This window comes from Anaerotruncus rubiinfantis (assembly GCF_900078395.1).
GTDB lineage: Bacteria > Bacillota > Clostridia > Oscillospirales > Ruminococcaceae > Anaerotruncus > Anaerotruncus rubiinfantis.
In genome coordinates this window covers 1852347-1877768 of sequence record NZ_FKLA01000009.1, presented here as the reverse complement: position 1 = coordinate 1877768, position 25422 = coordinate 1852347, and the positions used below count along the sequence as shown (strand labels likewise).

At 53.3% G+C, this 25422-nt stretch carries 28 protein-coding genes and 1 riboswitch; of the genes, 14 read left to right on the top strand and 14 right to left on the bottom strand.

Annotation, left to right across the window (positions count from 1 at the left end; genetic code table 11):
• Window positions 1-29 precede the first annotated feature (29 nt).
• From ileS to radA, 6 genes are all read left to right on the top strand, one after another.
• Window positions 30-2828, top strand: a complete 2799-nt coding sequence (gene ileS / locus BN4275_RS14510; RefSeq protein ID WP_066459563.1) for an isoleucine--tRNA ligase — start codon at window positions 30-32, stop codon at window positions 2826-2828.
• Window positions 2829-2947: 119 nt separating this feature from the next.
• Entirely contained in the window at window positions 2948-3478 is a 531-nt protein-coding gene (lspA, locus tag BN4275_RS14505) for a signal peptidase II (RefSeq protein WP_066459561.1), read from the top strand.
• Window positions 3471-4397 carry an RluA family pseudouridine synthase gene (locus tag BN4275_RS14500; RefSeq protein ID WP_066459559.1) on the top strand — a complete coding sequence of 309 codons (927 nt, stop codon included), beginning with the start codon at window positions 3471-3473 and terminating at the stop codon, window positions 4395-4397. The genes lspA and BN4275_RS14500 overlap by 8 nt, the downstream gene beginning before the upstream one ends.
• Complete coding sequence (locus BN4275_RS14495) at window positions 4394-5206, top strand: HAD-IIB family hydrolase (protein ID WP_079988296.1); 813 nt, start codon at window positions 4394-4396, stop codon at window positions 5204-5206. The genes BN4275_RS14500 and BN4275_RS14495 overlap by 4 nt, the downstream gene beginning before the upstream one ends.
• A gap of 49 nt (window positions 5207-5255) precedes the next feature.
• Window positions 5256-6035, top strand: a complete 780-nt coding sequence (locus BN4275_RS14490) for an N-acetylmuramoyl-L-alanine amidase (protein WP_242863682.1) — start codon at window positions 5256-5258, stop codon at window positions 6033-6035.
• A 23-nt stretch (window positions 6036-6058) separates the two neighbouring features.
• A complete protein-coding gene (gene radA / locus BN4275_RS14485) occupies window positions 6059-7444 on the top strand; it encodes a DNA repair protein RadA (RefSeq protein WP_066459554.1) in 1386 nt (461 codons plus the stop codon).
• A gap of 3 nt (window positions 7445-7447) precedes the next feature.
• Here radA and BN4275_RS14480 read toward each other — a convergent pair whose 3' ends face one another.
• Window positions 7448-7627, bottom strand: coding sequence for a hypothetical protein (locus BN4275_RS14480; protein ID WP_066459552.1), 180 nt, complete (start codon window positions 7625-7627; stop codon window positions 7448-7450).
• A 184-nt stretch (window positions 7628-7811) separates the two neighbouring features.
• Between BN4275_RS14480 and BN4275_RS14475 the strand changes: the two genes are divergently transcribed.
• From BN4275_RS14475 to BN4275_RS14465, 3 genes are all read left to right on the top strand, one after another.
• A complete protein-coding gene (locus BN4275_RS14475; protein ID WP_154018895.1) occupies window positions 7812-8897 on the top strand; it encodes an efflux RND transporter periplasmic adaptor subunit in 1086 nt (361 codons plus the stop codon).
• Window positions 8898-8901: 4 nt separating this feature from the next.
• Window positions 8902-10092: an ABC transporter permease gene (locus tag BN4275_RS14470; protein WP_066459548.1), complete on the top strand. Its 1191-nt coding sequence runs from the start codon at window positions 8902-8904 to the stop codon at window positions 10090-10092.
• Between the two features lie 302 nt (window positions 10093-10394).
• Window positions 10395-11408, top strand: coding sequence for a tyrosine recombinase XerC (locus tag BN4275_RS14465; RefSeq protein ID WP_066459544.1), 1014 nt, complete (start codon window positions 10395-10397; stop codon window positions 11406-11408).
• Here the strand turns inward: BN4275_RS14465 and BN4275_RS14460 are convergent.
• The 8 genes from BN4275_RS14460 to queA form a co-directional block, all read right to left on the bottom strand.
• Complete coding sequence (locus tag BN4275_RS14460; protein ID WP_147349415.1) at window positions 11394-12068, bottom strand: stage II sporulation protein M; 675 nt, start codon at window positions 12066-12068, stop codon at window positions 11394-11396. The genes BN4275_RS14465 and BN4275_RS14460 overlap by 15 nt on opposite strands.
• Window positions 12069-12156: 88 nt before the next feature.
• Window positions 12157-12960, bottom strand: a complete 804-nt coding sequence (gene proC, locus BN4275_RS14455) for a pyrroline-5-carboxylate reductase (protein WP_066459541.1) — start codon at window positions 12958-12960, stop codon at window positions 12157-12159.
• 24 nt (window positions 12961-12984) lie between these two features.
• Window positions 12985-14352: a thioether cross-link-forming SCIFF peptide maturase gene (scfB, locus tag BN4275_RS14450; protein ID WP_066459539.1), complete on the bottom strand. Its 1368-nt coding sequence runs from the start codon at window positions 14350-14352 to the stop codon at window positions 12985-12987.
• Between the two features lie 71 nt (window positions 14353-14423).
• Window positions 14424-14570: a six-cysteine ranthipeptide SCIFF gene (gene scfA / locus BN4275_RS14445; RefSeq protein WP_066459537.1), complete on the bottom strand. Its 147-nt coding sequence runs from the start codon at window positions 14568-14570 to the stop codon at window positions 14424-14426.
• Window positions 14571-14636: 66 nt separating this feature from the next.
• Entirely contained in the window at window positions 14637-15035 is a 399-nt protein-coding gene (locus BN4275_RS14440) for a TIGR04086 family membrane protein (RefSeq protein ID WP_066459535.1), read from the bottom strand.
• A gap of 70 nt (window positions 15036-15105) precedes the next feature.
• Window positions 15106-15414, bottom strand: a complete 309-nt coding sequence (gene yajC, locus BN4275_RS14435) for a preprotein translocase subunit YajC (RefSeq protein WP_066459534.1) — start codon at window positions 15412-15414, stop codon at window positions 15106-15108.
• Between the two features lie 113 nt (window positions 15415-15527).
• A complete protein-coding gene (tgt, locus tag BN4275_RS14430) occupies window positions 15528-16658 on the bottom strand; it encodes a tRNA guanosine(34) transglycosylase Tgt (protein WP_066459532.1) in 1131 nt (376 codons plus the stop codon).
• A 12-nt stretch (window positions 16659-16670) separates the two neighbouring features.
• Window positions 16671-17699, bottom strand: coding sequence for a tRNA preQ1(34) S-adenosylmethionine ribosyltransferase-isomerase QueA (gene queA, locus BN4275_RS14425; protein ID WP_066459530.1), 1029 nt, complete (start codon window positions 17697-17699; stop codon window positions 16671-16673).
• Between the two features lie 102 nt (window positions 17700-17801).
• A riboswitch (Lysine riboswitch) is annotated at window positions 17802-17982 on the top strand.
• A gap of 161 nt (window positions 17983-18143) precedes the next feature.
• Between queA and BN4275_RS14420 the strand changes: the two genes are divergently transcribed.
• The 5 genes from BN4275_RS14420 to BN4275_RS14400 are packed head-to-tail and all read left to right on the top strand — an operon-like array spanning window position 18144 to window position 22628.
• Window positions 18144-19325: an aminotransferase-like domain-containing protein gene (locus tag BN4275_RS14420; RefSeq protein WP_066459528.1), complete on the top strand. Its 1182-nt coding sequence runs from the start codon at window positions 18144-18146 to the stop codon at window positions 19323-19325.
• A gap of 27 nt (window positions 19326-19352) precedes the next feature.
• Entirely contained in the window at window positions 19353-20432 is a 1080-nt protein-coding gene (gene asd / locus BN4275_RS14415; RefSeq protein ID WP_066459526.1) for an aspartate-semialdehyde dehydrogenase, read from the top strand.
• A 38-nt stretch (window positions 20433-20470) separates the two neighbouring features.
• Window positions 20471-21358, top strand: coding sequence for a 4-hydroxy-tetrahydrodipicolinate synthase (gene dapA / locus BN4275_RS14410; RefSeq protein ID WP_066459524.1), 888 nt, complete (start codon window positions 20471-20473; stop codon window positions 21356-21358).
• Between the two features lie 28 nt (window positions 21359-21386).
• Window positions 21387-22136 (top strand): 4-hydroxy-tetrahydrodipicolinate reductase, encoded by a 750-nt coding sequence (gene dapB / locus BN4275_RS14405; protein WP_066459523.1) that lies wholly within the window; start codon window positions 21387-21389, stop codon window positions 22134-22136.
• Window positions 22137-22154: 18 nt separating this feature from the next.
• Window positions 22155-22628 (top strand): ACT domain-containing protein, encoded by a 474-nt coding sequence (locus BN4275_RS14400; protein WP_066459521.1) that lies wholly within the window; start codon window positions 22155-22157, stop codon window positions 22626-22628.
• A gap of 58 nt (window positions 22629-22686) precedes the next feature.
• Here the strand turns inward: BN4275_RS14400 and hisE are convergent, their stop codons facing one another.
• The 5 genes from hisE to hisH are packed head-to-tail and all read right to left on the bottom strand — an operon-like array spanning window position 22687 to window position 25422.
• Complete coding sequence (gene hisE, locus BN4275_RS14395; protein WP_066459519.1) at window positions 22687-23013, bottom strand: phosphoribosyl-ATP diphosphatase; 327 nt, start codon at window positions 23011-23013, stop codon at window positions 22687-22689.
• The gene (hisI, locus tag BN4275_RS14390; protein ID WP_066459517.1) at window positions 23010-23342 is read right to left on the bottom strand and encodes a phosphoribosyl-AMP cyclohydrolase; all 333 of its coding nucleotides are present in this window, start codon (window positions 23340-23342) and stop codon (window positions 23010-23012) included. Before hisI ends, hisE begins: the two co-directional genes overlap by 4 nt.
• Before the next feature lie 3 nt (window positions 23343-23345).
• Window positions 23346-24104, bottom strand: a complete 759-nt coding sequence (gene hisF, locus BN4275_RS14385; RefSeq protein WP_066459515.1) for an imidazole glycerol phosphate synthase subunit HisF — start codon at window positions 24102-24104, stop codon at window positions 23346-23348.
• Window positions 24098-24823 (bottom strand): 1-(5-phosphoribosyl)-5-[(5-phosphoribosylamino)methylideneamino]imidazole-4-carboxamide isomerase, encoded by a 726-nt coding sequence (gene hisA / locus BN4275_RS14380; RefSeq protein WP_066459513.1) that lies wholly within the window; start codon window positions 24821-24823, stop codon window positions 24098-24100. Before hisA ends, hisF begins: the two co-directional genes overlap by 7 nt.
• Window positions 24820-25422 carry an imidazole glycerol phosphate synthase subunit HisH gene (gene hisH / locus BN4275_RS14375; RefSeq protein ID WP_066459512.1) on the bottom strand — a complete coding sequence of 201 codons (603 nt, stop codon included), beginning with the start codon at window positions 25420-25422 and terminating at the stop codon, window positions 24820-24822. The genes hisA and hisH overlap by 4 nt, the downstream gene beginning before the upstream one ends.

Here is a 25422-nt window from a genome sequence, read left to right as displayed (position 1 = left end):
AAAAGTTTCAACAAGGAGAGATATGTCCAATGTCCGAACAGGATTACAGCAAGACCTTGAACCTGCCCAAAACGGATTTCTCCATGCGCGCCGCACTTCCCCAGAAGGAGCCCGGCATGGTGAAAAAATGGGATGAGGAGCGCCTCTACTACAAGATGATCGAAAAAAACGAAGGCAAGCCGCTCTACATGTTTCATGACGGCCCGCCGTACGCGAATGCGAACATCCATCTGGGTACCGCGCTCAATAAGGTGCTGAAGGATATCATCATCCGCCAGAAGAACCTGTCCGGATATAAGGCCCCGTATATCCCCGGGTGGGATACCCACGGTCTGCCGATCGAGCTTAAAGCGCTTAAGGAAATCGGCGTGAGCAAGGACATCACCCCCATTGAACTGCGGAAGGTCTGCCACGATTTTGCGCTGCGTTTTGTGGGCAATCAGAAGGAACAGTTCAAACGTCTCGGCACCGTCGCTGACTACGACAATCCCTATCTGACTTTGAAACCGGAATTTGAAGCGCGCCAGATCGAAATCTTCGGCGCGATGGCCAACAAAGGCTATATCTATAAAGGTCTCAAGCCGGTCTACTGGTGTGCGCACTGCGAGACCGCTCTGGCGGAAGCGGAGATCGAATACCAGGAGGACAAATGCTATTCGATTTACGTCAAGTTCAATGTGATTGACGACAAGAACGGCGTGCTCACTCGGATGGGCGCCGCCGATCTTTCCAAGACTTCAATCGTAATCTGGACCACGACCACCTGGACGCTTCCGGGCAATATGGCCATCTGTGTCGGTCCGGCGTTTGAATACTGCGTTGTCAAGGCGAACGGCGAATACCTTGTCATGGCAAAAGAGCTGGTTGCCTCCACAATGAAGGCCGCCAAGATCGAAGATTATGAGATCCTGGGCACCTGCATGGGCGAGGAGCTCGAATATATCACCTATCAGCATCCATTCCTCGACCGTCAGTCGCCGGTTATCCTGGGAGACCATGTCACCCTTGAGAGCGGTACCGGATGCGTCCATACCGCGCCTGGTCACGGTGTCGAGGACTTTGATGTCTGTGCACAGCACTATCCGGAAATCGAAGTGGTTGTGCCCGTCGACAAATACGGCAAGCTGACTGAACTGGCGGGCGAATTTTCCGGCCTTTCCACCGACGACGCCAATAAGGCGATTGCGCAGAAACTTGAGGAAACCAAAAATCTCTTTGCGATCGAGAAGATTATCCACCAGTATCCGCATTGCTGGCGCTGCAAGGAGCCGATCATCTATCGGGCCACCGAACAGTGGTTCTGCTCGGTGGACGACATCAAGGAGCAGACAATCGCAGAGATTGAAAAGGTCAACTTTATCCCTGAGTGGGGCCGCGGCCGCATGATCAACATGGTGCGTGATCGCAGCGACTGGTGCATTTCGCGCCAGCGCACCTGGGGTGTGCCGATTCCGATCTTCTACTGCAAAAACTGCGGGAAATACCATGTGGATGAGGAGAGTATTGCGGCTGTCGCCGCGCTCTTCCGCAAGGAGGGCTCCGACGCCTGGTACACCACCGACGCCAAGGATATCCTGCCGAAGGGCACCCAGTGCAAATACTGCGGCAGCACCGAATTCACCAAGGAGACCGACATCATGGATGTCTGGTTCGATTCCGGCACGTCCTATGCCTCCACCATCCATGACAATTCGGAATTGACCTGGCCTGTGGACCTCTATCTCGAGGGTACCGATCAGTACCGCGGCTGGTTCCAGTCGTCGCTGCTCACTTCGGTTGCGTGGAAAGGCGTCGCGCCTTATAAGACCGTCTGCACCCACGGCTGGGTGGTCGATGGGGAAGGCCGCAAGATGAGCAAGTCCCTTGGCAACGGTATGGAACCGCATGAGATCACCGACAAATACGGCGCGGACATCCTGCGCCTGTGGGTCGCTTCGGCCGATTACCACGCGGATATCCGCATCTCGAACGACATCCTCAAGCAGCTTTCCGAGGTTTACCGCAAGATCCGCAACACGGCGCGTTATATCCTCGGCAACCTCTATGACTTTGATCCCAACAGGGATATGGTTCCCTTTGCGGAGCTGACCGATCTCGATAAATGGGCTCTGGCGCGGTTTGATGGTCTCGTAAAGACCACTTCCGAGGCCTACGACAATTTTGAATTCCACATCATCTATCACGCGCTGCATAATTTCTGCACAATCGATATGTCGAACTTCTACCTCGATGTGCTCAAGGACCGGCTCTATGTCGAAGCGGCGGATTCCAAAAACCGCCGTGCGGCACAAACCGCGATCTATACCATCCTGCGCGGGCTTACGCTGGTGTTTGCGCCCATTATCCCGTTCACAGCGGAAGAGGTATGGAGCTATCTGCCCGCCGACAAGAATTATGACAGTGCTTCGGTTATGTTTAACGAGATTCCGAAATACTGCGGCAACCTGGTTGACAGTGCGTTTATTGCCAAATGGGATCGCATCCATGAGGTGCGCGACGATGTGCTTAAGGCGTTGGAAGATGCCCGCAACGCCAAGATGATCGGTAAATCGCTGGAAGCGAAGGTCATCCTGCACGCTGCGGATGACGAGACCTTCGCATTCCTTTCCAGTGTGGAAAAGGATTTGGCGCCGGTGTTTATCGTTTCCCAGGTGGTTCTGGAAAAGGGCGGGGAGGGCAGGTTCTCCGGTGCGAACGGCCTGTTTACCGTTGACGTGGCCAAGGCGGATGGTGAACTTTGTCCGCGCTGCTGGGCGCACAGCGACTCTGTTGGGGCTGATGCCAAGCATCCGACCCTTTGTGCACGCTGCGCACAGATCATCGGCTGATAAACCAAATGAAAAAATGCGGCGCTTAAAGACCTATTTAAGCGCCGCATGATTTTTGAAATGCCGGTTCCCAAACCGGCGCGATGTCCGGTTTGCGGCACATCGATTGGGAGGAAAACATGACAGTAAGTTTGATATTGCTTTCGGCTGCCGCATTGGTGATCGTAGACCAGCTGCTGAAAATTTGGGTACTGGGGACCCTTGTGGGAGCGCCTTCGGTGACACTGATTCCAGGACTTCTGCAATTGACCTATGTGGAGAACCGCGGCGCGGCTTTTGGAATTTTCCAAGGGAAAACCCAGCTGCTTTCGATCGTGACCGGGATTGTGCTTGCCGGTATTATCGTCGCTTTGGTGATGGGGAAGTTCAAACATAAGCTGGTGCTCTGGAGCATGGGTCTCATCATCGCGGGCGGCGTCGGCAACCTGATCGACCGGGTGTTCCGCACCTTTGTGGTCGATTACCTGGATATTTCTCCGCTTTTCAATTTCCCAGTATTCAATTTTGCGGATTGCTGTGTCGTTATCGGGACAGGGCTGCTGCTTGTTTACCTGCTTTTCTTTGAGGAGAAAAAAACTTTGGGGAAAGATGCGCAGCCGGTCAAGGCGGAAGAAACCCATCCGGAAGAAGAGGAGCCGAGCGGTGAATGAGCAGTTCTATCTGACCGATGAAGTGGATGCGGGCGAGCGGATCGACAAATGGCTTTGTGAAAACGCGGACGGGCTTACCCGCTCCGCGATCCAGCGATTTTGTGAATCCGGCGGCGTGCTGGCAAATGGAAAAACTGTTGCCAAGAATTACCGGCTGCGCGGTGGGGAAGAGATCCTGCTGCGGGTTCCGGACGCAAAGCCGCTGGATGTTTTACCGCAGAATATTCCCGTGGAAATCCTCTATGAGGACGACGATTTGCTGGTGGTCAACAAACCCAAAGGGATGGTTGTTCATCCCGCGCCGGGCAACTGGGATGGGACGCTTGTAAACGCACTGCTTTACCACTGCGCGGGCAGACTTTCCAGCATCAACGGTGTGATCCGGCCAGGGATTGTCCACCGGATCGATAAGGACACCAGTGGCCTGCTTATCGTGGCAAAGAATGATTTTTCCCACAGTATGCTTGCGGAACAGATAAAGGAACATAGCTTTACACGCATTTATAACGCCATTGTTTACGGTGGATTTACAGAGTTGGAGGGGACGGTTGATGCGCCAATCGGCAGGAACCCCAGTGACCGAAAGAAAATGTGTGTCACCGAAAAAAATGCCCGTAAAGCAGTTACCCATTACAGCGTGCGTGAACCGTTTGGCGCATTCACCGATCTTGTCCTTCGCCTTGAAACAGGCCGCACCCATCAGATCCGGGTGCATATGGCCTATAAGGGCCATCCGGTTGCGGGAGACCCTGTGTATGGCCCCAAAAAAGTGATCACCAGCCTGCGCGGCCAGTGCCTGCACGCGCGGACAATCGGCTTTGTCCATCCACGCACCGGCGCATATCTCGAATTTACGAGTGAGCTGCCGGAATACTATCTGCAATTTTTGAACTCTATCAAGGAGGGCAAGGTCCGGTGAAGAAAAAACTTTCTGATTATCTGATTGTCAGCGACGTTGACTGGACGCTGATGCCGACGCCGGGCCCCATCCCGGCGCGTAATCTGGAGGCGCTCGAATACTTTACTGAAAAGGGTGGGCGCTTCTGCATTGCCAGCGGCCGGCCGCTGGTTTCGGTGCGGCGGTATATTGACCTGCTGCCGGTCAACGCGCCCTGCATCGTTTTTAACGGCAGCGCGGTTTATGACTATGCGCAGCACCGCCTTTATTACGCGCGTTACCTGCCCGGAACTTTTGCCGGCTATGTACAAAAACTGATTCAATTATTTCCGCAGATCGGTTTTGCTGTTTACGAAATGTACCAGATCCATGCGCTCCACAATGTTGAACAGACCCGGGCATATATGCAGATTGAAGGGCTTCCCATCTTTCCGCTTGGCGCGGAGGAACTCACCGGGGACTACTTTAAGCTGTTGATGGCCATGCCGGAGGAGCTGGTTGGGCCGGTCTCTGAATTTGTCCGGGCACAGTGCTGGGACGACGTGGAGTTTGTCACTTCCGGTCCCAATTTCCTGGAGATGCTGCCGAAAGGTTCGAACAAAGGGGAGGGAATCCGGCAGCTTTCGCGGCAATGCGGCATTTTGCATGAGAGTATTGTCGCGATCGGTGACTATTATAACGATTTTGAAATGCTTCGAAGCGTTTCATTTCCAGTGACGGTTGCTGGCGCGCCGGACGACATCAAAGCGGTCTGCAAGCTGGTGACCGGTCCCTGTGAGAACGGCGCGCTTGCAGACCTGGTCGAATACCTCGAAGCACACTGCGGATAAGCGCATAAACCTCTTTCGTTTCTGCATAGATTGAAGCGGAGGGATGTGCATGAAACGAAATGGACGCGTGGCGGCGACGCTCGTAATATTGGGCGCCGCTGTTGCTTTTTTGGCGCATTATTCTTTTTCCGCGATCACAGCTGTCGCACCGGTTTATGAACTTGGCGGAGATCTGCCGACCATTGTCATTGACGCGGGGCATGGAAATTTTGATGGCGGTGCCATTGGTGTGGACAATATCGTCGAAAAGGACATCAATCTGGCCATTGCGAGGAACCTGTACGACCTGTTCACGGTGAACGGATTTGACGCGGTGCTGACAAGACAGGGGGACGAATCACTGCACAGCAGCGAGTTTGACAGCGCCAGTACCCGGAAAAAGAAAAATTCCGACATCCATAATCGGATGGAGATTGCAAAGTCTTATCCAAACTCGATTTTGTTGAGCATCCATCAAAACAAATTTCCACGGGAAAAATATTGGGGCGCGCAGGTTTTTTACGGGCCCAAAAATGAAAGCAGCAAAGCGCTTGGGGAGATCATGCAGCGCAGGCTTATCGAGATGGTACAGCCGGAGAATACCCGCGTCTATAAAGCCTGCGACGACAACGTCTATCTGATCTACAATGCGCCGATGCCCTCGCTGCTGATCGAGTGCGGGTTCCTCTCAAATCCTGAGGAAGCGCATAAGCTGATCGATCCGGCTTACCAAAAGCAGATTGCGTTTGCCATCTTTTCCGGCACGGCGGAATACCTGGGGCTCGAAACTTCGCAGCCGGACGAACTGACCGCACCATCGGAAGCGGGAGAAGCTGAAAATATCCCATAAAAAGGGAAAGGACGTATTTTAAAATGGCGGTTACAAAAAATAAAAGCGTCTATGTCTGCCAAAACTGCGGTTATGAGTCGGTCAAATGGTACGGCCGATGCCCGGACTGCGGAGAATGGAATTCACTTGTGGAGGAGGTGCGCCAGCAGGTGAGCGCGGGCTCCGCGAAGGCCAAATCCGCCTCTGCGGCCCCAGCTCGTACCGCTTCGGTCGCACGGCTCAATGAAATTTCATCCGATGAGAGCCTGCGGTATAAGACCGGTGTTCTGGAACTTGACCGGGTGCTTGGCGGCGGTGTGGTACCCGGCTCGGTGATGCTGCTTTCCGGCGACCCGGGCATCGGGAAATCGACTCTGCTTTTGCAGATTTGCCAGTATCTTTGCGAGGGGCTTAAAATTCTATATGTATCAGGTGAGGAAAGCGCACGGCAGCTCAAGCTGAGGGCGAACCGGCTCGGAGTGGACAGCGGCAACCTCTATGTGGCCGCCACTACCGATATCGAAAGCGTGCTGGAAACGGTGCGCCAGCTTTCCCCCGACATGGTGATGATCGATTCGATCCAGACGATGAACCTGTCCGGAATTTCCTCCTCATCGGGGAGCATTACCCAGGTGCGTGAATGCACCCAGGTGCTGATTGGAATTGCGAAAGGTTCGGAGATCCCGGTTTTCATCGTCGGCCACGTCAATAAGGACGGCGCGATCGCAGGGCCGAAGGTTCTTGAGCACATGGTAGACGCGGTGCTTTATTTTGAGGGCGAACGCCACCAGAGTTACCGTATCCTGCGCGCGGTCAAAAACCGCTATGGCTCCACAAACGAAATCGGCGTCTTTGAGATGGGTCAGTATGGACTTCGGGAGGTGCCGAACCCGTCGCTGATGATGCTTTCCGGCCGGCCGGCCAACGTTTCCGGGACTTGTGTGGCCTGCGTGATGGAAGGTTCCCGGCCGATCCTTGCCGAAGTGCAGGCGCTGGTTTCAAAAACAGGATTCGGTACGCCGCGGCGGATGTCCACCGGATTTGATGGAAACCGGGCGGCGCTGCTCACCGCGGTGCTCGAAAAGCGCGGCGGGTTCTTTTTCGGCGCGCTTGACACTTATATCAATGTTGTGGGCGGGCTGCGGCTGGATGAGCCTGCTGCTGACCTGCCGGTCGCGGTCGCGCTGGTGTCAAATCTGCTCGACAAAGCCGTCCCGGACGATCTTGCGGCATTTGGGGAAATTGGGCTTGCGGGGGAAATCCGTTCGATCAGCAATATCCAGCAGCGGGTCAGCGAATCCTACCGGCTTGGTTTCACGACCTGTATCGTCCCAAAGCACAACGTCAAAATGATCGATACAAAGGACATGCCAAACATCAACCTGATTGGTGTGCAGAATATCCAGCAGGCGATTGCGGTGATCCGCTAAATTTTATCCTTTTCCCTCATCTTCCAGATCGGCATATGGATCGGTGCGGGTGTAATAGCCGCAGCCATTTTCGCAGTTTGTGAGATAGGTGATATCGTCGAGGGAACAATAACCCTGCTGCTGATGGTAGCAGTCCTTGTCACAGGGAATCAAATGAATTTTCCGTTCTTTGGGCGTCGCCATAAACTTCACTCCAAAACACATCATTATTTTCTTACGGGTTCCTGCAATACAGTATAACCCGGAGATTCGATTGCCATTCGCATTTGTTTGCACTGGTTTTTGAAGGAATAAAACTCCTGTGAACGCGAAAACTAACTTCGTTAATGGGAAGCGTTTTCGACAATTCAACGATGGGGGTTTTATTTTGGCTTTTAAGCGTGTGATTGCATTACTGCTTGCGACGGGAGCATTTGGGATGGTGGCCGCCGCGCCTATGATAACGCTGCGGGCCATTCCAACCGCAGCCTGCATCACGCCGACGCGGATTCTATACGAAAAACATATCAATGCCAGCGGCACGATAGAAGCGCGGGAGATAAAGGAGGTCTATCTGGAAACACCGGTGATCGCGCAGGCGGTCAATGTATCGGTAGGGGATTATGTACACAAGGACCAGGTGATCGCGGTTATCGATACCAGCCTCACCAAAAGCGTGTTGGAACAAAGCGTTCCAGCCTCAGATCTGCTCGACAGCCTGCCGTCCGCCCAGGAGGCATCCGAGCTTCTGGGGCTTTATTCCGCGTTGGAAGCATCCGGTCTGGCCTCGGGTTTTGGAGGCATTTCCGGATTGGGGGAGCTCGCAGAGGTATTTGGTTCAACCGATACAAAAGCCGGCGAACCAAAGAACGAGTATCTGTACATCCCGCAGGTGGTAACTGCTCCGATGTCCGGGGTGGTCACCGACCTGTCGATCAAGAGCGACGTGCTTTCTCGCACCGCAAAGCCAATCGTCACGATTGCCGATACCGGCAGTTTCATCGCAAAGGTTTCTGTGGGGGAATCGTACGTTTCCGATTTGCGGGTTGGGGACCCGGCGGTGATTGAGGGGTCCGGATTTTCCCAAAAATATGAGGGTCATGTGAGCCGTGTTTACCCGACTGCCAGAAAGACGGCAGGAACAACAGCTCAGGAAACAGTGGTGGATCTGGAAATTGCCATCGACGATCCGGATGACGCACTCAAAACCGGTTTTACGGCGCGCGCTGAGATCACCACGGGAAAACAGAAAGAGATGCTGGTCGTACCTTATGAGGCGGTGCTCCAGGATACAGACAATGTTGAATATGTTTATCTTGTAAAGGGTTCCAGGGCTGTCCGCAGGGATATTGAAACCGGAATGGAGCTTTTGGAGGGCGTGGAAGTACGTGAGGGACTCACTGAAAGCGACGTGATTCTCCAAAACGCCGCGGATGGTCTGGCGGGTGACCGGATCCAGCTGAAACGGGGGTGATGAGATGATCAGGGATTGTCTCGTCAGCAGTTTTCGGAATTTGGGACGTAAGAAGTTTCGCAGTTTTCTGACCATTGCCAGCATTGCAATCGGCGTCTGTTCAGTTGTGCTGATCGGATCAATCGGGGAAATTGGCAAGGAGGCGATCGGGCAGGAGCTCAATTCCCTTGGGTTGGGAAGTGTGACAGTCAGCGCGGACAAACGTTTTACATCCTTAAAAATGACCAAGGAAGATCTGTCCCTTCTTCGCGGCACCCCGGCGGTGGAAAGCGCGACCCCAATTGTGGTGGATTACAGCAACATTCGAATGCGGGGACTGGTCGCAAATTCTGTTCTTTGGGGGGTGGATTCCGGCAGCAGCCAGGTGATTTCACTTACGTCGAAATTTGGAAGGATGATCAATCAGGCGGATATTGCATCTGCGGCAAATGTCTGTGTGGTCGATTCGAACGTCGCGCAGCTTTTTTATAAAAGGGACAATATTGTAGGCAAACAGGTGGAGGCGCTCATTGGCGGAAGCTATGTCACCCTGGAGATTGTCGGTGTTGCCACATCGGGCGGGAATATCCTGCAGACGATGTTGGGGGAGGTGATACCGTCCTTTGCCTATATCCCATATACGACGTTGCAGCGCTATAAAGGGGAAGATTCTTTTGAGCAGATTGCAGTTACGCTCAAAGATCAGGAGAATATCGACGCCGCGGCGGAGCAGATTTCCGCGATGATCAACCGGTCCCATAACATCAGCAGAGGATTCAAAACCGAGAACATCTCAAAACAAAAGGATTCCCTTAATAATATGCTGGGGATTGTGACGCTGATCCTCTCAGCAATTGCAGCAATTTCTCTCGTGGTTGCCGGACTCGGAATCATGACAGTGATGATTGTGTCGGTTAATGAACGGACCCGGGAAATTGGCATCAAAAAATCGATCGGTGCGACGCGCGGTATTATCCTGATGGAATTTTTGATTGAAGCTTTTATCATCTCGCTGATTGGGGGCCTGATTGGGCTTGGAACAGGGCTCGCATTTGTCTGGGCTGGCTGTATGATCACATCCATGCCAATGCACCTCAATTTCACACAGCTTGCCGCAAGTGTGGCGCTTTCGGTTGGGATTGGCGTAGTTTTTGGTGTCTATCCTGCAACGGTCGCCGCAAAACTCAAACCGGTTGATGCGCTTCGTACTGAATAAAGGGGAGATGACCGGGTTCTATGAAAACAATACTCCTGGCGTTCAGATTCCGGCGGAACGCCAGGAGGTCAACCTAGATACAGTGCTCTGGACACATATGGAGGCTTTGGAAAGCCATACCGTCGGCTACACAGAACTGCCGCATGACAAACCTTTGTGAATGTGATTGGTGTGATTCTTTAAGAAAGAGGAATGTGAAATCATTACTTGACAGGCCAAAGAATCTGTAGTAATATAAAGATATATTATTTCACTAAATAAAAATTTAGTGAAATTAAGGGAAGATAAAAGGAGATTGGACCATGGCTGATTATCAGGATTGTCCCGCTTATTTAAAAGATTTTTTATTCTATATGCTGACCATACGTGGACGTTCCAAGCGCACGGTTGACGCATACCATATCGACCTGCGCACCTTTCTGCGATATATCAAATGCGTAAAAATACTTTCACACAATCCGGATGATCTTGACTTTTTCGAGCAGATGTCCATTCAGGACATTCCCTTGGAAACCATCTCTGCCATTTCCCTCTCGGATGTCTATGGATTCCTCAACTATGCTGCCAGCGACCGCGCAAATAATGCCAAGACCCGCTCCCGCAAGGTTTCTTCGATCCGTTCATTTTTTCATTACCTTACCGTAAAATCAAATCTATTAAAGACAAATCCGGTTGAGAATCTGGAGGTTCCGTCAGTAAAAAAATCCGTTCCACGCTATTTGACGCTGGAGGAAAGCTTAGAACTGCTCACACATATCGAGTCCTCCAATTATGAACGGGACTTCTGTATCGTCACCTTGTTTTTAAACTGCGGAATGCGGCTCTCCGAGCTCGTTGGAATCAACTTATACGACATCCGTGACGATACGATCAAACTGCTCGGAAAAGGCAACAAAGAACGTGTCATCTATTTGAATGACGCCTGCAAAAAGGCGTTGGAAGCCTATCTAGCCGTCCGCAAACCGCCGCAGAAGCAAGACGCAAAGGATGCGCTTTTTCTTTCCGCGCGTGGGACACGGATCACGCCGCGCCGTGTAGAACAGATCATTGAGGACTGCCTGCGGCAGGCTGGGCTGGCTGGCCAGGGTTATTCACCGCATAAGCTCCGGCATACCGCTGCAACGTTGATGTATCAGCATGGCGATGTGGATATCCGGGTATTGAAAGAAATTCTGGGTCACGTGAGTCTTTCCACAACCGAAATTTACACGCATGTCTCCGACCGGCAGATGGAAAATGCCGCAAAAAAATCTCCGCTGTCGAACGTGTCGCCAGCGAAGAAAAAACGGGTTCCCGATCCATCAAAGAACGATTGAAGCGCCGAATTTATAATACAGCAGCGCATCAAACAGGGCGATCAACAAGCAAATCACTGTAAAAGCAGAAAACTTTACACAGTATCGTTTGATCCGAACGCCGTCTGCCAGTTCCGAATTGATCAATGTCGACCGGAATAGAGTTACTGACAGCGCGGTTGAAGTCCGGCAGGCGGTGATCAGCAGCAGTGTGCCAAGAAACATCGCTGGAAACAACAGCACACTGACATATAAAAGCGCCTGTGTACCGTATTGAGCATAAAGTGTGCCAATCGAAAAGCCATATCCCAAACCTTTGAAAAGCGGTACGGCAAAGATGATTGGCAGCGAAATTGAACAGAATCCGCAGAAAAACAGCAGCAGCAAGGAAACGAAGATCGAGCTGAAGGTCGAGACAACGATCCCGGCAAAGCTCTGATGCGCGCGTTCTTCCACATAACCGCCCAGGATTGCTTTGAGCACCTCCAGGGTCTCGGGGCTGCTCCGGTTGACGAGAAGCGTACCGATCAGAAGGCCTGTCAGAAAAACCGCAGCAAAAAGATAGGTCATCAGATGTGCTTTTGAATAAGTGCAAAAAGACCGCAGGAATCTGCGCCCATTGCGAACAGGCGTAAATCTTCCTGCGGTTCTTTTATTTTGGTAACGCATCATCTTGTCCAAGTCGGTCGCGTTAAGGTTCATTTTGCAGCCATCCTTTCGTTTTTCACAGTCTTCCATACGAAAAGATATGCCGCAGGTTCAGAAAATATTACTTCCCAAGCTCATAAGCCCGACGGATCGTATCATCGAAGCATTCGGTCAGGGCCTTTTCAAAATTGTTGCGTCCGAGCGCAGCAAGCCCTTCAAAGGTGGTACCCGCAGGGGAAGTCACCATATCGATGAGTTCCTGATGGGTCTTCCCTGTCTCCATCATCATTTTTGCCGATCCGATCAGTGTATTGCAAAAAAGTCTGTTCGCCACGTCCGGATCAAAGCCAAGCTCCGCCGCGCGGTCGACAAATACCTTTGCAAAAAGGTAGATATATGCCGGACTGCTGCTGTTCAGCGGGATGACCTCGTTCATCTTGTCGGCGTCAACCTCTTCAACCTGGCCCGCTGCGGCAAAGATACTCTTGGCAAAGGCAAATTCTTCGGGGGAGGTCGGATCCACCCGACTGATTGCGACCGCGCCGCAACCGATCAAAAGCGGCGTATTCGGCATTACCCGTACAACCTTTGCGTCAAAGCCAAGCGCCTTTTTGATATATTCAGCGCTCATACCCGCAGCAATTGAAATAAAGACCGTATCCGGCTTTGCAGCTGGTTTGATCTGGGCCAACACATCTGGAAAGTTTTGCGGCTTTACAGATAGAACAACGTACGCGCAGCTTTCCACAAGCTGCGCAATGGTATCGCAGCCGGCGAATCCACGCGACGTATAACTTTCCACCTGTGCCGCACGGACATCGTTGACCGCGATTTCCTCCGGCTTGAGCAACCCGGAAGAAACGATCCCGTTGATGATTGCGCCGGCCATATTGCCAGCGCCGATAAATCCGATTTTACACTGCATGGAAAATTCCCCCTTCCAGAAGAGTCAAAGCGTCGCCGCTTTGATCATGATGGCACATTCCAGACGTTTTTTCTCAAGTTCGCAGGAGAGCTTGAACGGCTTTAAGATATCGCCGCAATAGACCATGCTATTCGCGTTGCAGCCGCCGGAGCAATAAAACTTCGCCCAGCAGTTTTTGCAGTCTTCCTTGCCATAGACGGTGGCGGCCGCGAACTGGCATTTGCGGTCGAAATCAAGCGACTGATCAAAGACGTTGCCCATCTTCCACTCGTCGTGGCCGACGAACTGGTGGCAGGGATAGACATCTCCATCCGGCGTAACCGCAACGTATTCATTGCCGCAGCCGCAGCCGCGCAGCCGCTTGATCGCGCAGGGGCCTTGGTCAAGATCAAGCATGAAGTGAAAGAAGTTGAAATCGCGGCCGCTTCCATGACGGTCGATCATAATTTTTGCAAGCCGCTCGTACTCGGCAAAAACCTCCGGCAGATCCGCTTCGGTGAGCGCGTATGGCTCCTTGGGGTCTGCCACAACCGGCTCGACCGAAATCTGATCGAAGCCCATATCGTTTAAATGCAGCACGTCGTTGGCGAAGTCCTTGTTATACTTGGTGAAGGTGCCGCGGACATAATACTGGTCGAACGGCTCGTTCCCTACCCGTTTTTCCACCAAACGCTGGAATTTCGGCATGATGCTGTCATAGCATCCGCTGCCGTCCACGCGCGAACGAACCCGGTCGTTGACCTCTTTGCGCCCGTCAATCGACAGGACGACGTTCGACATCTCCCTGTTGATAAAATCGATCTTGGCATCATCGAGCAGCACGCCGTTGGTGGTGATGGTAAAGCGGAACAATTTGTTATATGCCTTCTCCTGTGAACGGGCATATTCCACCACCTGCCGAACGACATCAAAGTTCATCAGCGGTTCCCCGCCAAAAAAGTCGAGCTCCAGATTGTGCCGCCCGCCGGAATGCTTGATGAGATAGTCAATCGCGGCCTTTCCGACTTCGAAGGACATCAGCTGCCGGTGGCCCATATACTCACCAGTATCGGCAAAACAATATTTGCAGCGCAGGTTGCAGTCGTGCGCGATATGCAGGCACATCGCTTTGACCGGCGAGGGCACCATCATCTTGGCGAACTGATCGTAATCATCCGTGGAGAAGAGCTGATCCTTTTTATGCAGGTCCACGATTTCCGCGTAGGTTTCCAAAATTTCATCGGCAGGATATTTATCTGAAAATCTGGACAGCAATTCCTGCGGGCATTTTTCCGGCAGGTCCTCGCCAAGCCCGTCAATCAGGTCATAAAACAGGTCGTCCACCACATGGACGGCGCCGCTGTTGACATCAAGCACGATGTTATAGCCGTAAAGTTTATACTTATGTATCAATATTCTCTCTCCAATATCAAGCAAATAAATAGGGCAGTCGTGCGACTGCCCTAAAAATCAGTAGACCAAAATTACTTGTTCTTGTTTTCGCACTTCTGGTTGGCCACTGTGCAGGAAGTTTTGCAGGCGGACTGACAGGAAGCCTGGCATTCGCCGCAACCGCCCTTGACAGCAGAAGCTTTCAAATTGGCCTGATTGATGGTCTTTACGTGTTTCATCGGTTTTACCCCATTTCATTCATGATCTTAGGTATTATTTTACCACAATCATTTTTGAATTTCAATTCATTTGAACTTTTTTTTACGGTTCACCCCGATGACCCCGCCGATTGCCGCGGCAAACAGCACCGCAATCAATTTGGTCAAAGCAACCATCCCGAATCCGGAGCCGTCCACCGCGAGGCTCGCGAGCGACAGCACAAGAAACAGGCAAAGCCCGCAGCAAAGGCCGAGAAACATCCCCTTTTCCCTGGAAAAGGACGACGCAGCGAGTCCGGCAACAAAGCCGCCGCAGACAAAGGTCAGCGTGGAGATCAAGGAGACGGCCGACTGTGGGATATCCTTAAAACTCATGAGGATCGACATGATGATCAGGAGCAGGAAACATGCTGTAGCACCGCAAAGAATCCCATAAGTGATCGGCCGGATAAAGCGTTTGGCACCATGGATATCGGGTTGTTTCACTCTGATTCCCCCTTTTGTACAAGAGTATTCAAAGCGAACGCCCATTATACCAGTTCCAATTGTCAGTTTCTTACTTTGCAGCAGGCTTGTCCGCAGGCTCCTTCGGCGTGACATTTGCCTGAACCGCCCAGCGGGTGATGCGGATTTTGCTCCGATCGGAACCGGTTTCGATCACCAGGGTGTCATCCTTCACCGAAACGATGATTCCGACGATGCCGCCGACGGTCACGATCTCATCGCCCACATCAAGGTTGGAGCGCATTGCCTGGGTTTCTTTTTCACGTTTTTTCTGCGGCCGGATCAGCATGAAGTAAAACACCACGAAGATCAGGATCAGCGGAACAAAACTCATAAGGGTCGCGGAAGTCTGTTGGTCCATTTTGATACCTCCAAAAAATATTCCAAAGCGGGAAAGATACGAATAATATTATACTGTTTTCGTCCCGTTATTGCAAGCCTTTTTGGGAATTTAGCCTGTACTTTAACAAGAACTTAAATGCGCCGCCCCAAGATCGGCACCCAATGCCGGTAAAATTCCTCGTAGGTACCGTTATCAAGCGCTTCGCGGATCTTTTCCATCAGAGTGTTATAGAAGTAGAGGTTATGCATGACCCCGAGCCGCGCAGCCAGAATTTCCCCGGTACGGAACAGATGCCGCAGATAGGACCGGCTGTGATCGCGGCAAACCGGGCAGCCGCAATGCTCGTCGACCGGGCGGTCGTCCAGTTTATATTTTTCGTTGTGCATAATACGGATGCCTTCCCAGGTAAACAGCGTCCCATGGCGCGCGTTGCGTGAAGGCATGACGCAGTCGAACAGGTCGATACCGCGATAAACCCCCTCCAGGATATTGACCGGCGTCCCAACGCCCATCAGGTAACGGGGCTTGTCCTTCGGCATATACGGTTCGACCGCATCGATCGTATCATACATCTCCTGCGCGGTCTCACCAACCGCCAAACCACCGATTGCGTAACCGTCGAGCCCGAGTTCGGCAATTTGCTGCATATGCCGAATGCGCAGGTCGGCGTAAGTTGAGCCTTGGTTGATCCCAAACAGGAGCTGATGCGGATTCAATGTGTCAGGCAGCGCGTTGAGGCGCGCCATTTCCGCCTGGCAGCGGATGAGCCACCGGGTGGTGCGCTCGATGGAACGGGCGGTGTAATCGTAAGGCGCGGGGTTTTCTATGCACTCATCGAACGCCATTGCGATGGTTGACGCAAGGTTCGACTGGATGCGCATACTCTCTTCAGGTCCCATAAAGATCCGCTTGCCGTCGAGATGGCAGGCAAAGGTGACGCCTTCCTCCTTGATGCGGCGCAGCTTTGCAAGTGAAAAAACCTGAAAACCGCCGCTGTCGGTGAGAATCGGACGGTGCCAGTTCATAAATTTGTGCAGCCCGCCCATCGCGCGGATGACATCGTCCCCCGGGCGCACATGCAGATGGTAAGTGTTGCAGAGCTCGACCTGGCATTTGAGCTCCACCAGGTCGATCGATGAAATCCCGCCTTTGATCGCGGCCGAGGTTCCCACGTTCATGAACGCCGGGGTCTGTACGGTGCCGTGCACCGTTTCAAAGGTGCCGCGCCGGGCGTTGCCTTCCTGCTTTAAAAGCGTATACAATCTGTTTCCTCCTCATAGTATCAGCATCGCGTCACCGAAGCTGAAGAACCGGTATTGTTCGGCTACCGCGGTTTTATATGCTTCCATCACATGCTCGTAACCCGCAAATGCGCTAACCAGCATGATGAGCGTGCTTTCCGGCAGATGGAAGTTGGTAATGAGCCCGTCGAGCACCTTGAATTCGTAGCCTGGATAAATGAAAATGCTGGTATCGTCGTCATCCTCTCGGATCTCACCAAACTTTGAAGCGACCGATTCCAATGTGCGGCAGCTCGTCGTTCCAACCGCAATCACCCGTTTCCCCTTGCGCTTTGTTTCATTGATCAGGTCGGCGGTGTGTTTGGGCAGGTGGTAGTGTTCCGCGTGCATATGGTGATCGGTGATCTCGTCCACCTTGACCGGGCGGAAGGTCCCAAGACCAACGTGCAGGATCACGTCGGTCACGTTGACGCCTTTGGCGCGGATGCGGTCGAGCAGCTCATTGGTGAAGTGCAGCCCCGCAGTCGGCGCCGCGGCTGAACCGAGCTGATTGGAATAGACGGTCTGATAACGTTCGTTATCCCTGAGCGTCTCGGTGATGTATGGCGGCAGCGGCATCTGGCCGATCTTTTCGAGCACCGGATAGATGCTGTCCCCTTCGTAATGCATTTTTACGAGGCGGTTTCCGCCCTCGACGGTGCTGAGGATTTCCCCGGTGAGCAGCCCCTCTCCAAACACAAACCGGGAACCGGTTTTGGCTTTCTTGCCAGGCTTCACCAGAACCTCCCAGATGTCCTTTTCCTTCTGCTCCAGCAGTAAAAACTGCATAGCGGCGCCGGTCTGCTCCTTGTGGCCGTAAAGCCGCGCCGGAATGACGCGGGAAGTGTTTACAACCAGCGTATCGCCCGGTTCCAGGTAATCAATCACATCGCGGAAACAGCGGTGCTCAATCTCTCCGGTTTTGCGGCTGAGCTTCAGCATGCGGCTGTGGTCGCGCGGCTCAATCGGCGTCTGTGCGATGAGTTCCGGCGGCAGGTCGAAAAAAAAGTCGGATTTTTTCATCTCTTCCTCCAAATATCTGTACAATTCACCAGTTTATTGCGGTGAACCTCCTAATTTTATTGACATAAGCGGGGCTAAATGATAATATAATCAATAATAAGCCAAACCGGTAGAGGCGCGTCTTTCATCAGTAACAGGGACTTCAGACTGCCAGGTCGTAAAAAGCCGTGTGAAAGGGTCAGACGCCGAAGGTTGGCGCCGTTGGCGGGCGTACTTCCTGGGCACACAGTCGAAAAGGCGTGTGACTGTCATCATTGGACTATGATGGAGGGCTATGGGTGGTGGCATGCGGTATGTGCGGATGGATCGTGCGTTTCCGTGCCCATCACGATAACTACTCTATTATATTGCAATCAACGCCGGTTTTCAACCGGTTTTTTTATTATTGTAAAGGAAGCTTATCGGACGTAAAACAGGCGTATATTTTTAGACAGGAGGATTTACATGCTGCAATTTTCTGAATGTACGCAATATTTTGTGCCATCGGCCATCCGCAACAAGCTGTTTGATCAGCCGGATATGATCTCTTTTTCGGCCGGTAAACCGGAGGAGTCCTCCTTCCCCTTTGCGATGATCCAATCGTCGATTGAGCGGGTGCTTGCGAATGACAAAGTTCGCGCTTTTCAGTACAGCGATACCGAAGGTTTTTCCAGCTTCCGCGCGCAGATCTGCGCGCTTGCCTCCCACACCAAAACCAAGGCCTCGCCGGACGATATCACCCTGACCTCCGGTTCCCAGCAGGGCATCTATTTCTCCGCGAAGATTTTCCTCAATCCCGGCGACGTGGTGCTCTGCGAAAATCCAAGTTATGTCGGCGCGCTCAACGTCTTTCACAGTTTTCAGGCAAAATGCGTGGGGATTCCGCTGGACGCTGATGGCATGAATTTGCAGGCGCTCGAAAAGGCGCTGTGCGAAATTCCAGATGTAAAAATGATCTATACCATTCCGGATTTCCAGAATCCGACCGGTGTGACCATGAGTGTCGAGAAACGTAAAAAACTGGCGGAGCTTGCCGCGCGGTACGAGATCCCGGTTGTAGAGGATAACCCTTACGGGGAACTGCGCTACAATGGCGAAGCCTACCCGTCAATCAAGAGCTTTGACGAAAAAGGGTTTGTGATCTATCTGGGGACCTTCTCTAAAATCTTTTGTCCCGGCTTGCGCTTGGGGTATGTGATCGCACGGGAGGATATCCGGGCGAAGATCATTTTGGCAAAGCAGATGTCCGATTTGCAGTGCAGCTCCTTCAATGAGCTGATTGCGGAAGAATTTCTCCAGCAGGTGGACTGGAATGACCATATCGCGCGTGTCCGTGAGATTTACGGCGCCCGCAACGATCTGATGGACCGCTGCATGAAGGAATACTTCCCCGCTTCGGTTCATTATCAAAAACCGCAGGGCGGGTTCTTCTACTGGCTTGACCTGCCGCAGAAGGGTCCCACAAGCGATGAACTGCTCCTGTGCGCGGCAAAAGAGGAAAAGGTTGCGTTTTTGTCCGGAACCTCCTTCTATGCCAATCAGGATCAGCCCCATCATATCCGGCTAAGCTTTTCGAACGTTCCCTATGAAAGGATCGAGGAAGGGCTCAAACGCCTTGGAAAGCTGCTTAACAGGTACTATGCATAATTTCCAAATGAAAGGATTTGTCATATCATGAAAGAGTTTAAAGTCGCAGTTGTCGGTGCAACCGGGATGGTTGGCCAGCGGTTTATATCCCTGCTCGAAAATCATCCGTGGTTCCATCTGGTCGCGGTCGCGGCTTCCCCGCGTTCGGCCGGAAAATCCTACGAGGAAGCGGTCGGGAAACGCTGGGCAATGGCTACCCCGATCCCCGAGACCGTCAAAAAGATGATCGTGATGGATGCTTCCGATGTGAAAGCGGTCGCGGCGAAGGTGGATTTTGTCTTCTGTGCGGTCGACATGAAGAAGGACGAAATCCGCGCGCTCGAAGAAGCCTACGCCAAAGCGGAATGCCCGGTCATCTCCAATAACTCCGCGCACCGCTTTACACCGGATGTTCCGATGATTATCCCTGAGATCAACGACGCGCACGCCGAGATCATCCCGGCGCAGCGCAGACGGCTTGGCACCAAACGCGGCTTCATCGCCGTCAAATCGAACTGCTCGCTGCAGAGCTATGTCCCCGCGCTGCATCCGCTACTGGCCGATTTTGGCGTCACCAAAACGCTGGTCTGTACCTATCAGGCGATTTCCGGCGCCGGAAAAACCTTTGAAACCTGGCCGGAGATGGTCGACAACGTTATCCCCTATATCGGCGGCGAAGAGGAAAAAAGCGAGAAGGAACCGCTCAAAATCTGGGGACAGATCGAAAACGATGAAATTGTACCGGTCGCCTCCCCTTCGATCACCGCGCAGTGCCTGCGCGTGGCCTGCACCGACGGCCATATGGCGGCAGTGTTCGTCAGCTTCAATAAAAAGCCCACCATCGAGGAGATCAAGGAAAAATGGGCTTCCTTTGCGGGCGCGCCGCAGAAGCTTGGCCTTCCGAGCGCGCCGAAACAGTTCCTGCACTACTTTGAAGAGGATAACCGCCCGCAGACCAAACTTGACCGGATGCTCGAAAACGGAATGGCTGTTTCGATCGGCCGCCTGCGCGAAGATACCCAGTACGACTATAAGTTCGTGTGCCTCTCACACAACACCCTGCGCGGCGCCGCCGGCGGCGGTGTGCTGCTGGCCGAGCTGCTTGCGGCGAAAGGCTGGCTTGACTGACCACCACCTCTCTTATTTTCAGGAAGGATTGATCCGATATGAAGAAAACCATATTTACCGGCGCGGGCGTCGCAATCATCACGCCGATGAACGAGGATCTCTCGATCAACTGGCCGGAGCTCGGCAGACTGATCGACGACCAGGTTGCAAACGGCACCGACGCGATTGTCATCGTCGGTACCACCGGCGAAGCCTCCACCCTCACTGATGACGAACATGTCGAAGCCATCCGCTTTGCCGTGGAGCACACTGCCGGCCGCGTACCGGTCGTTGCAGGTGTCGGAAGCAACCATACCGATTATGCCCTGTGGCTCTCAAAGGAAGCCAAACAGGCCGGCGCAGACGCGCTGCTGCATGTCACCCCCTATTACAACAAGACTTCACAGGCGGGCCTCATCCGTCATTTTTGCACAATGGCGGACGCCACCGACCTGCCGGTCATCCTCTATAACGTCCCGAGCCGCACCGGCGTGAATATCCAGCCTAAGACCTATCAGGAACTTGCGAAGCATCCGAATATCGTTGCGGTCAAGGAGGCGAACGGCGACCTTTCCGCGCTTGCCAATACCCGCAATCTATGCGGAGACGAACTCGATGTCTATTCCGGCAACGACGACCAGATTGTCCCGTTCCTGTCGCTTGGCGCCAAGGGCGTCATCTCGGTTCTCTCAAATGTCGCGCCGCGCCAAACCCATGACATTTGCCGGCTCTATTTCGACGGCAAGATCAAGGAAAGCGCTGACCTGCAGATCGGGCTGATGCCGCTTATAAACGCGCTTTTCTGCGACGTGAATCCAATCCCGGTCAAAGAAGCGATGAACCTGCTTGGCTGGAAGGCTGGACGTTGCCGGCTGCCGCTTGTCGACCTCTCCGATGCGAATAAACAATTGCTCGAAAAAGCGATGCGGGACGCAAAACTCATCTAAAAAAGGCGCCAAAGCGCTGGAGGTTCAAATGAAACGGATCATTTTATCAGGCTGCAATGGAAAGATGGGGCGGATGATCGCCGAATGCGCAAGGGAACGGGACGACTGTACCATTGTCGCGGGCATCGACATCACCGGGAAGGCGCTCGACGCGTTCCCCGTCTTTACCATACCGTCGGATTGCTCGGTTGATGCCGACGTTATCATCGATTTTTCTCATCCGAGCGCGCTTTCGCCGCTGCTCGAATACGCGGTACAGAAGAAGATCCCGGCCGTGATCGCTACGACCGGCCTTTCCGCCGAACAGACCGCGCTGATCCGGGAAAAATCGAACGAGGTCGCGCTCTTTTTTACAGCAAACATGTCGCTTGGCGTAAACTTGCTGGCAGAGCTTGCAAAAAAGGCGGCCGCAGTCCTGGGTGGGCAGTTTGATATTGAAATCATCGAAAAACACCACAACCAGAAGATCGACGCCCCAAGCGGCACTGCCCTGATGCTTGCAGATGCGATCTCCGGTGTGCTCGATGAGCCATCCCAGTATGTTTATGACCGCCACGCCTACCGCCGTAAACGTGCAAAAAATGAGATCGGTATCCACGCGGTGCGCGGCGGAACGATTGTCGGCGAGCATGAGATCCTTTTTGCGGGTCACGACGAGATCTTGACCCTCTCCCATTCAGCCGCCAGCAAAGGGGTGTTTGCCGTCGGCGCGCTCAATGCGGCGCTCTTCCTCTGCGGCAAGCAGGCTGGACTTTACAACATGGGTGATATCGTTTGATAGAAAGGATGTGTCCATATGAATGGCGTTTCTAAAATTTCCATTGTGGAGGATGTTGCCCTTGTGACCTTCCACAAGGTTCCAAACGACCCGAAACTGCTCTCTACCATCTTTACGGGGCTTGCAAATGTCAAGGTAAATCTTGATATGATCAGCCAGACCGCACCGCAGGGACATTATATCGATATCTCCTTCACCCTGCTTGCAAACCAGTTGGTGGAAGTCCTGGGATTGGTCAACAAATTCTGCGAGACCCATGCCGACTTCAAACCGATGGTCTCGAACGGCAACTGCAAGATTCAGCTTTACGGCGAAGAGATGCGCGAAATGTACGGTGTCGCCGCCGCCGCAATCACCGCTGTCGCTGATGCCAACGCGGAGCTGACCCTCATCTCGACCGGCGAGGTGGAAATCTCCCTGCTGGTCCCGCAGGCCTGCTGTAACGAGGCGGTCGGCGCGCTTGAAAAAGCGTTCCAGGTCAAGGCCGACTGATCATATAAAATTGAAAAGGACCCGCAACTACAGTTGCGGGTCCTTTTATGCTTTTCAGTCAGGTGTTGTGGTCACTCTCGTGGAACTGTTTGAGGTTGCCGATCTTTTGGCGGCGTGCCTCCAGGATCTCTTCGACCTGTTCAAGCGGGATGTCTTGCTCAGCCATCATCACCAGCAGATGGTAGATCAGATCGCAGATCTCCTCGGCGGTGTCATCGTTCTTGCGGTTTTTGGCGGCAATGATCACCTCGCTGCACTCTTCCCCCACCTTTTTCAGGATCTTGTCGATCCCTTTCTCGAACAGATAGCAGGTGTAAGAACCCTCCTGCGGATGGTCGCGGCGATCCTGAACCACTTCATAAAGGCCTTTCATTACATCAGTCATGGCTTTGTTTCCTCCCAAATCTCTTTGTAAAAGCAGCTGTGCGCTCCGGTGTGGCAGGCATTGCCCGTCTGAACAACTGTGACGAGCAGTGTATCGTCATCGCAATCGGCGCGCAGATCAACCACCTTTTGCAGATGTCCGGAAGTCGCACCCTTATTCCAGAGTTCCTGCCGTGAACGGCTGTAAAACCAGGTGTAGCCGGTTTCATAGGTTTTTTGCAGACTCTCGCGGTTCATGTAGGCGAGCATCAGAACCTCTCCGGTACCGGCTTCCTGCACGACCGCCGGGATCAGCGCCGATTTTGCGAAATAACGGTCCAAATCCTTCATAGTTTACCTCCTGACCGGGATATCATGCGCCGCAAGGTGTGCTTTCACCTGCCCGACAGTCAGTTCCCGAAAATGGAAAAGCGACGCCGCAAGCGCCGCGTCCGCGCCGGTCTGTTCAAACACCTCCGAAAAATGTTCGAGCGTTCCGCAGCCTCCAGATGCGATGACCGGGATGGAAACCGCCTCGGTGACCGCGTTGGTCAGCTCCAGGTCGAAGCCATTCCTACAGCCGTCTGTGTCCATCGAGGTGAGCAGGATTTCCCCGGCGCCGAGCCGCTCGCAGTTTTTCGCCCATTCGACCGCGTCGATACGCATGTCGATTCTGCCGCCATTTACCACGACGGTGAAGTTCCCGTCCGGACTCCTGCGCGCGTCGATCGCAACCACGACGCATTGGCTGCCGAACCGGTCGGCGGCCTCGCGGATGAGCCGGGGATTGCGCACCGCGGCGGAATTTACTGAAATTTTATCAGCTCCTGCCCGCAGGATATCGCGAAAATCCTCCACTGTGCGGATTCCGCCGCCCACTGTAAGCGGTACAAATACGTTTTTGGCGGTGTTTCGTACTACGTCGATCATTGTGCTGCGGCCCTCATGGGTCGCGGTGATGTCGAGAAAGGTGATCTCATCCGCTCCCTGCCGGTCGTACTCGATCGCGCATTCGACCGGGTCGCCGACCTCCTTGATGCCGACGAAATTGACGCCTTTGACGACCTTTCCATCCCGCACGTCAAGGCACGGGATGATCCGTTTTGCTAACACTGCTGATCACCTGCCACTTCAATCGCTTCCGGAAGCCTTAGGCTTCCGGAATAGATGGATTTTCCGCAGATCACTCCGTAAAGTCCCAAATCTTTACATGCACTGATATCCAAAATATCCTTAATCCCGCCGCTCGCAATGATCTTACAGGATACGGAAGCGTTAATCCGTTGCAACTGTTCAAGATTTGGACCTTCAAGCGTCCCATCCTTTGAGATGTCCGTGAAGATGATGGTCTGAACACCGGCCTGCTCCATCGCCTTCGCAAGATCGATGTAGTTCACATCGCTTGTGTCGAGCCAGCCTTCGGTGGCGACCATGCCGTTTTTCGCGTCGATCCCAACCGCAATTTTTTCGCCGTAAGCTTGGGCAGCCTCTTTCACAAGAGCGGGGTCCTTCACTGCCACCGAGCCCAGAATGATGCGGGAAACTCCATTTTCAAGATAATAAGCGATGGTGTCCATGCTGCGGATGCCGCCGCCGAGTTCCACCCTGAGGCCCGACTCCCGCGCGACACGCAGAAAGATCCCCGCATTCGCCGCGCCGCCGGTTTTGGCCCCGTCGAGATCGACCATATGAATCCATGAAGCGCCCGCCGCCCGAAAGCCGGCAGCGGTTTCGAACGGGTCCTCCGCAACTTTGTGCGCGGTCGCAAAGTCGCCGCGCACAAGCCGTACGCAGGTTTTGTCCTTGATGTCGATTGCTGGTAAGATAATCATTGGCACAACCTCGCAAAATTTCTCAGCATCTGGATGCCGACAGCGCCGCTTTTCTCAGGATGAAACTGCGCGCCGTAAACCATTCCCCGGTGCACTAGTGCCGGGATGCGTTCCCCATAGACGGTGTAACAGGAGATGTTTTCATCCGCTGTATCAGCGCGGTAGGAGTGGACGAAATAGACGTAATCGCCCTCTTTCACGTCTGCGACCAGTTCACAGGGGTTGAGAACGGTCAAATCGTTCCAGCCCATGTGCGGAATTTTGAGCCCCGCCGCTTCGATCAACCGAACGTCGCCCGGAATAAGGCCCAGTCCATCGCACGTTTCGAATTCATGCCCCTTCTCAAACAGCATCTGCATTCCAAGGCAGATGCCGAGCAGCGGCTTTTTTTGTGCCTGCTCCCGGATGACCGGAACGAGACCGGTCGCCGTCAGCCGTTTCATCGCGTCCGGGAAGGCGCCCACCCCCGGCAAAATCAAGCCGTCTGCCTTTGCAAGCTCCTCTGCTTTCGCGGTGATACAGCTTTCCGCGCCAATAAAATCAAGCGCGTTTTTGACGCTGAAAAGATTTCCCGCTCCGTAATCAATGATCGCAATCAT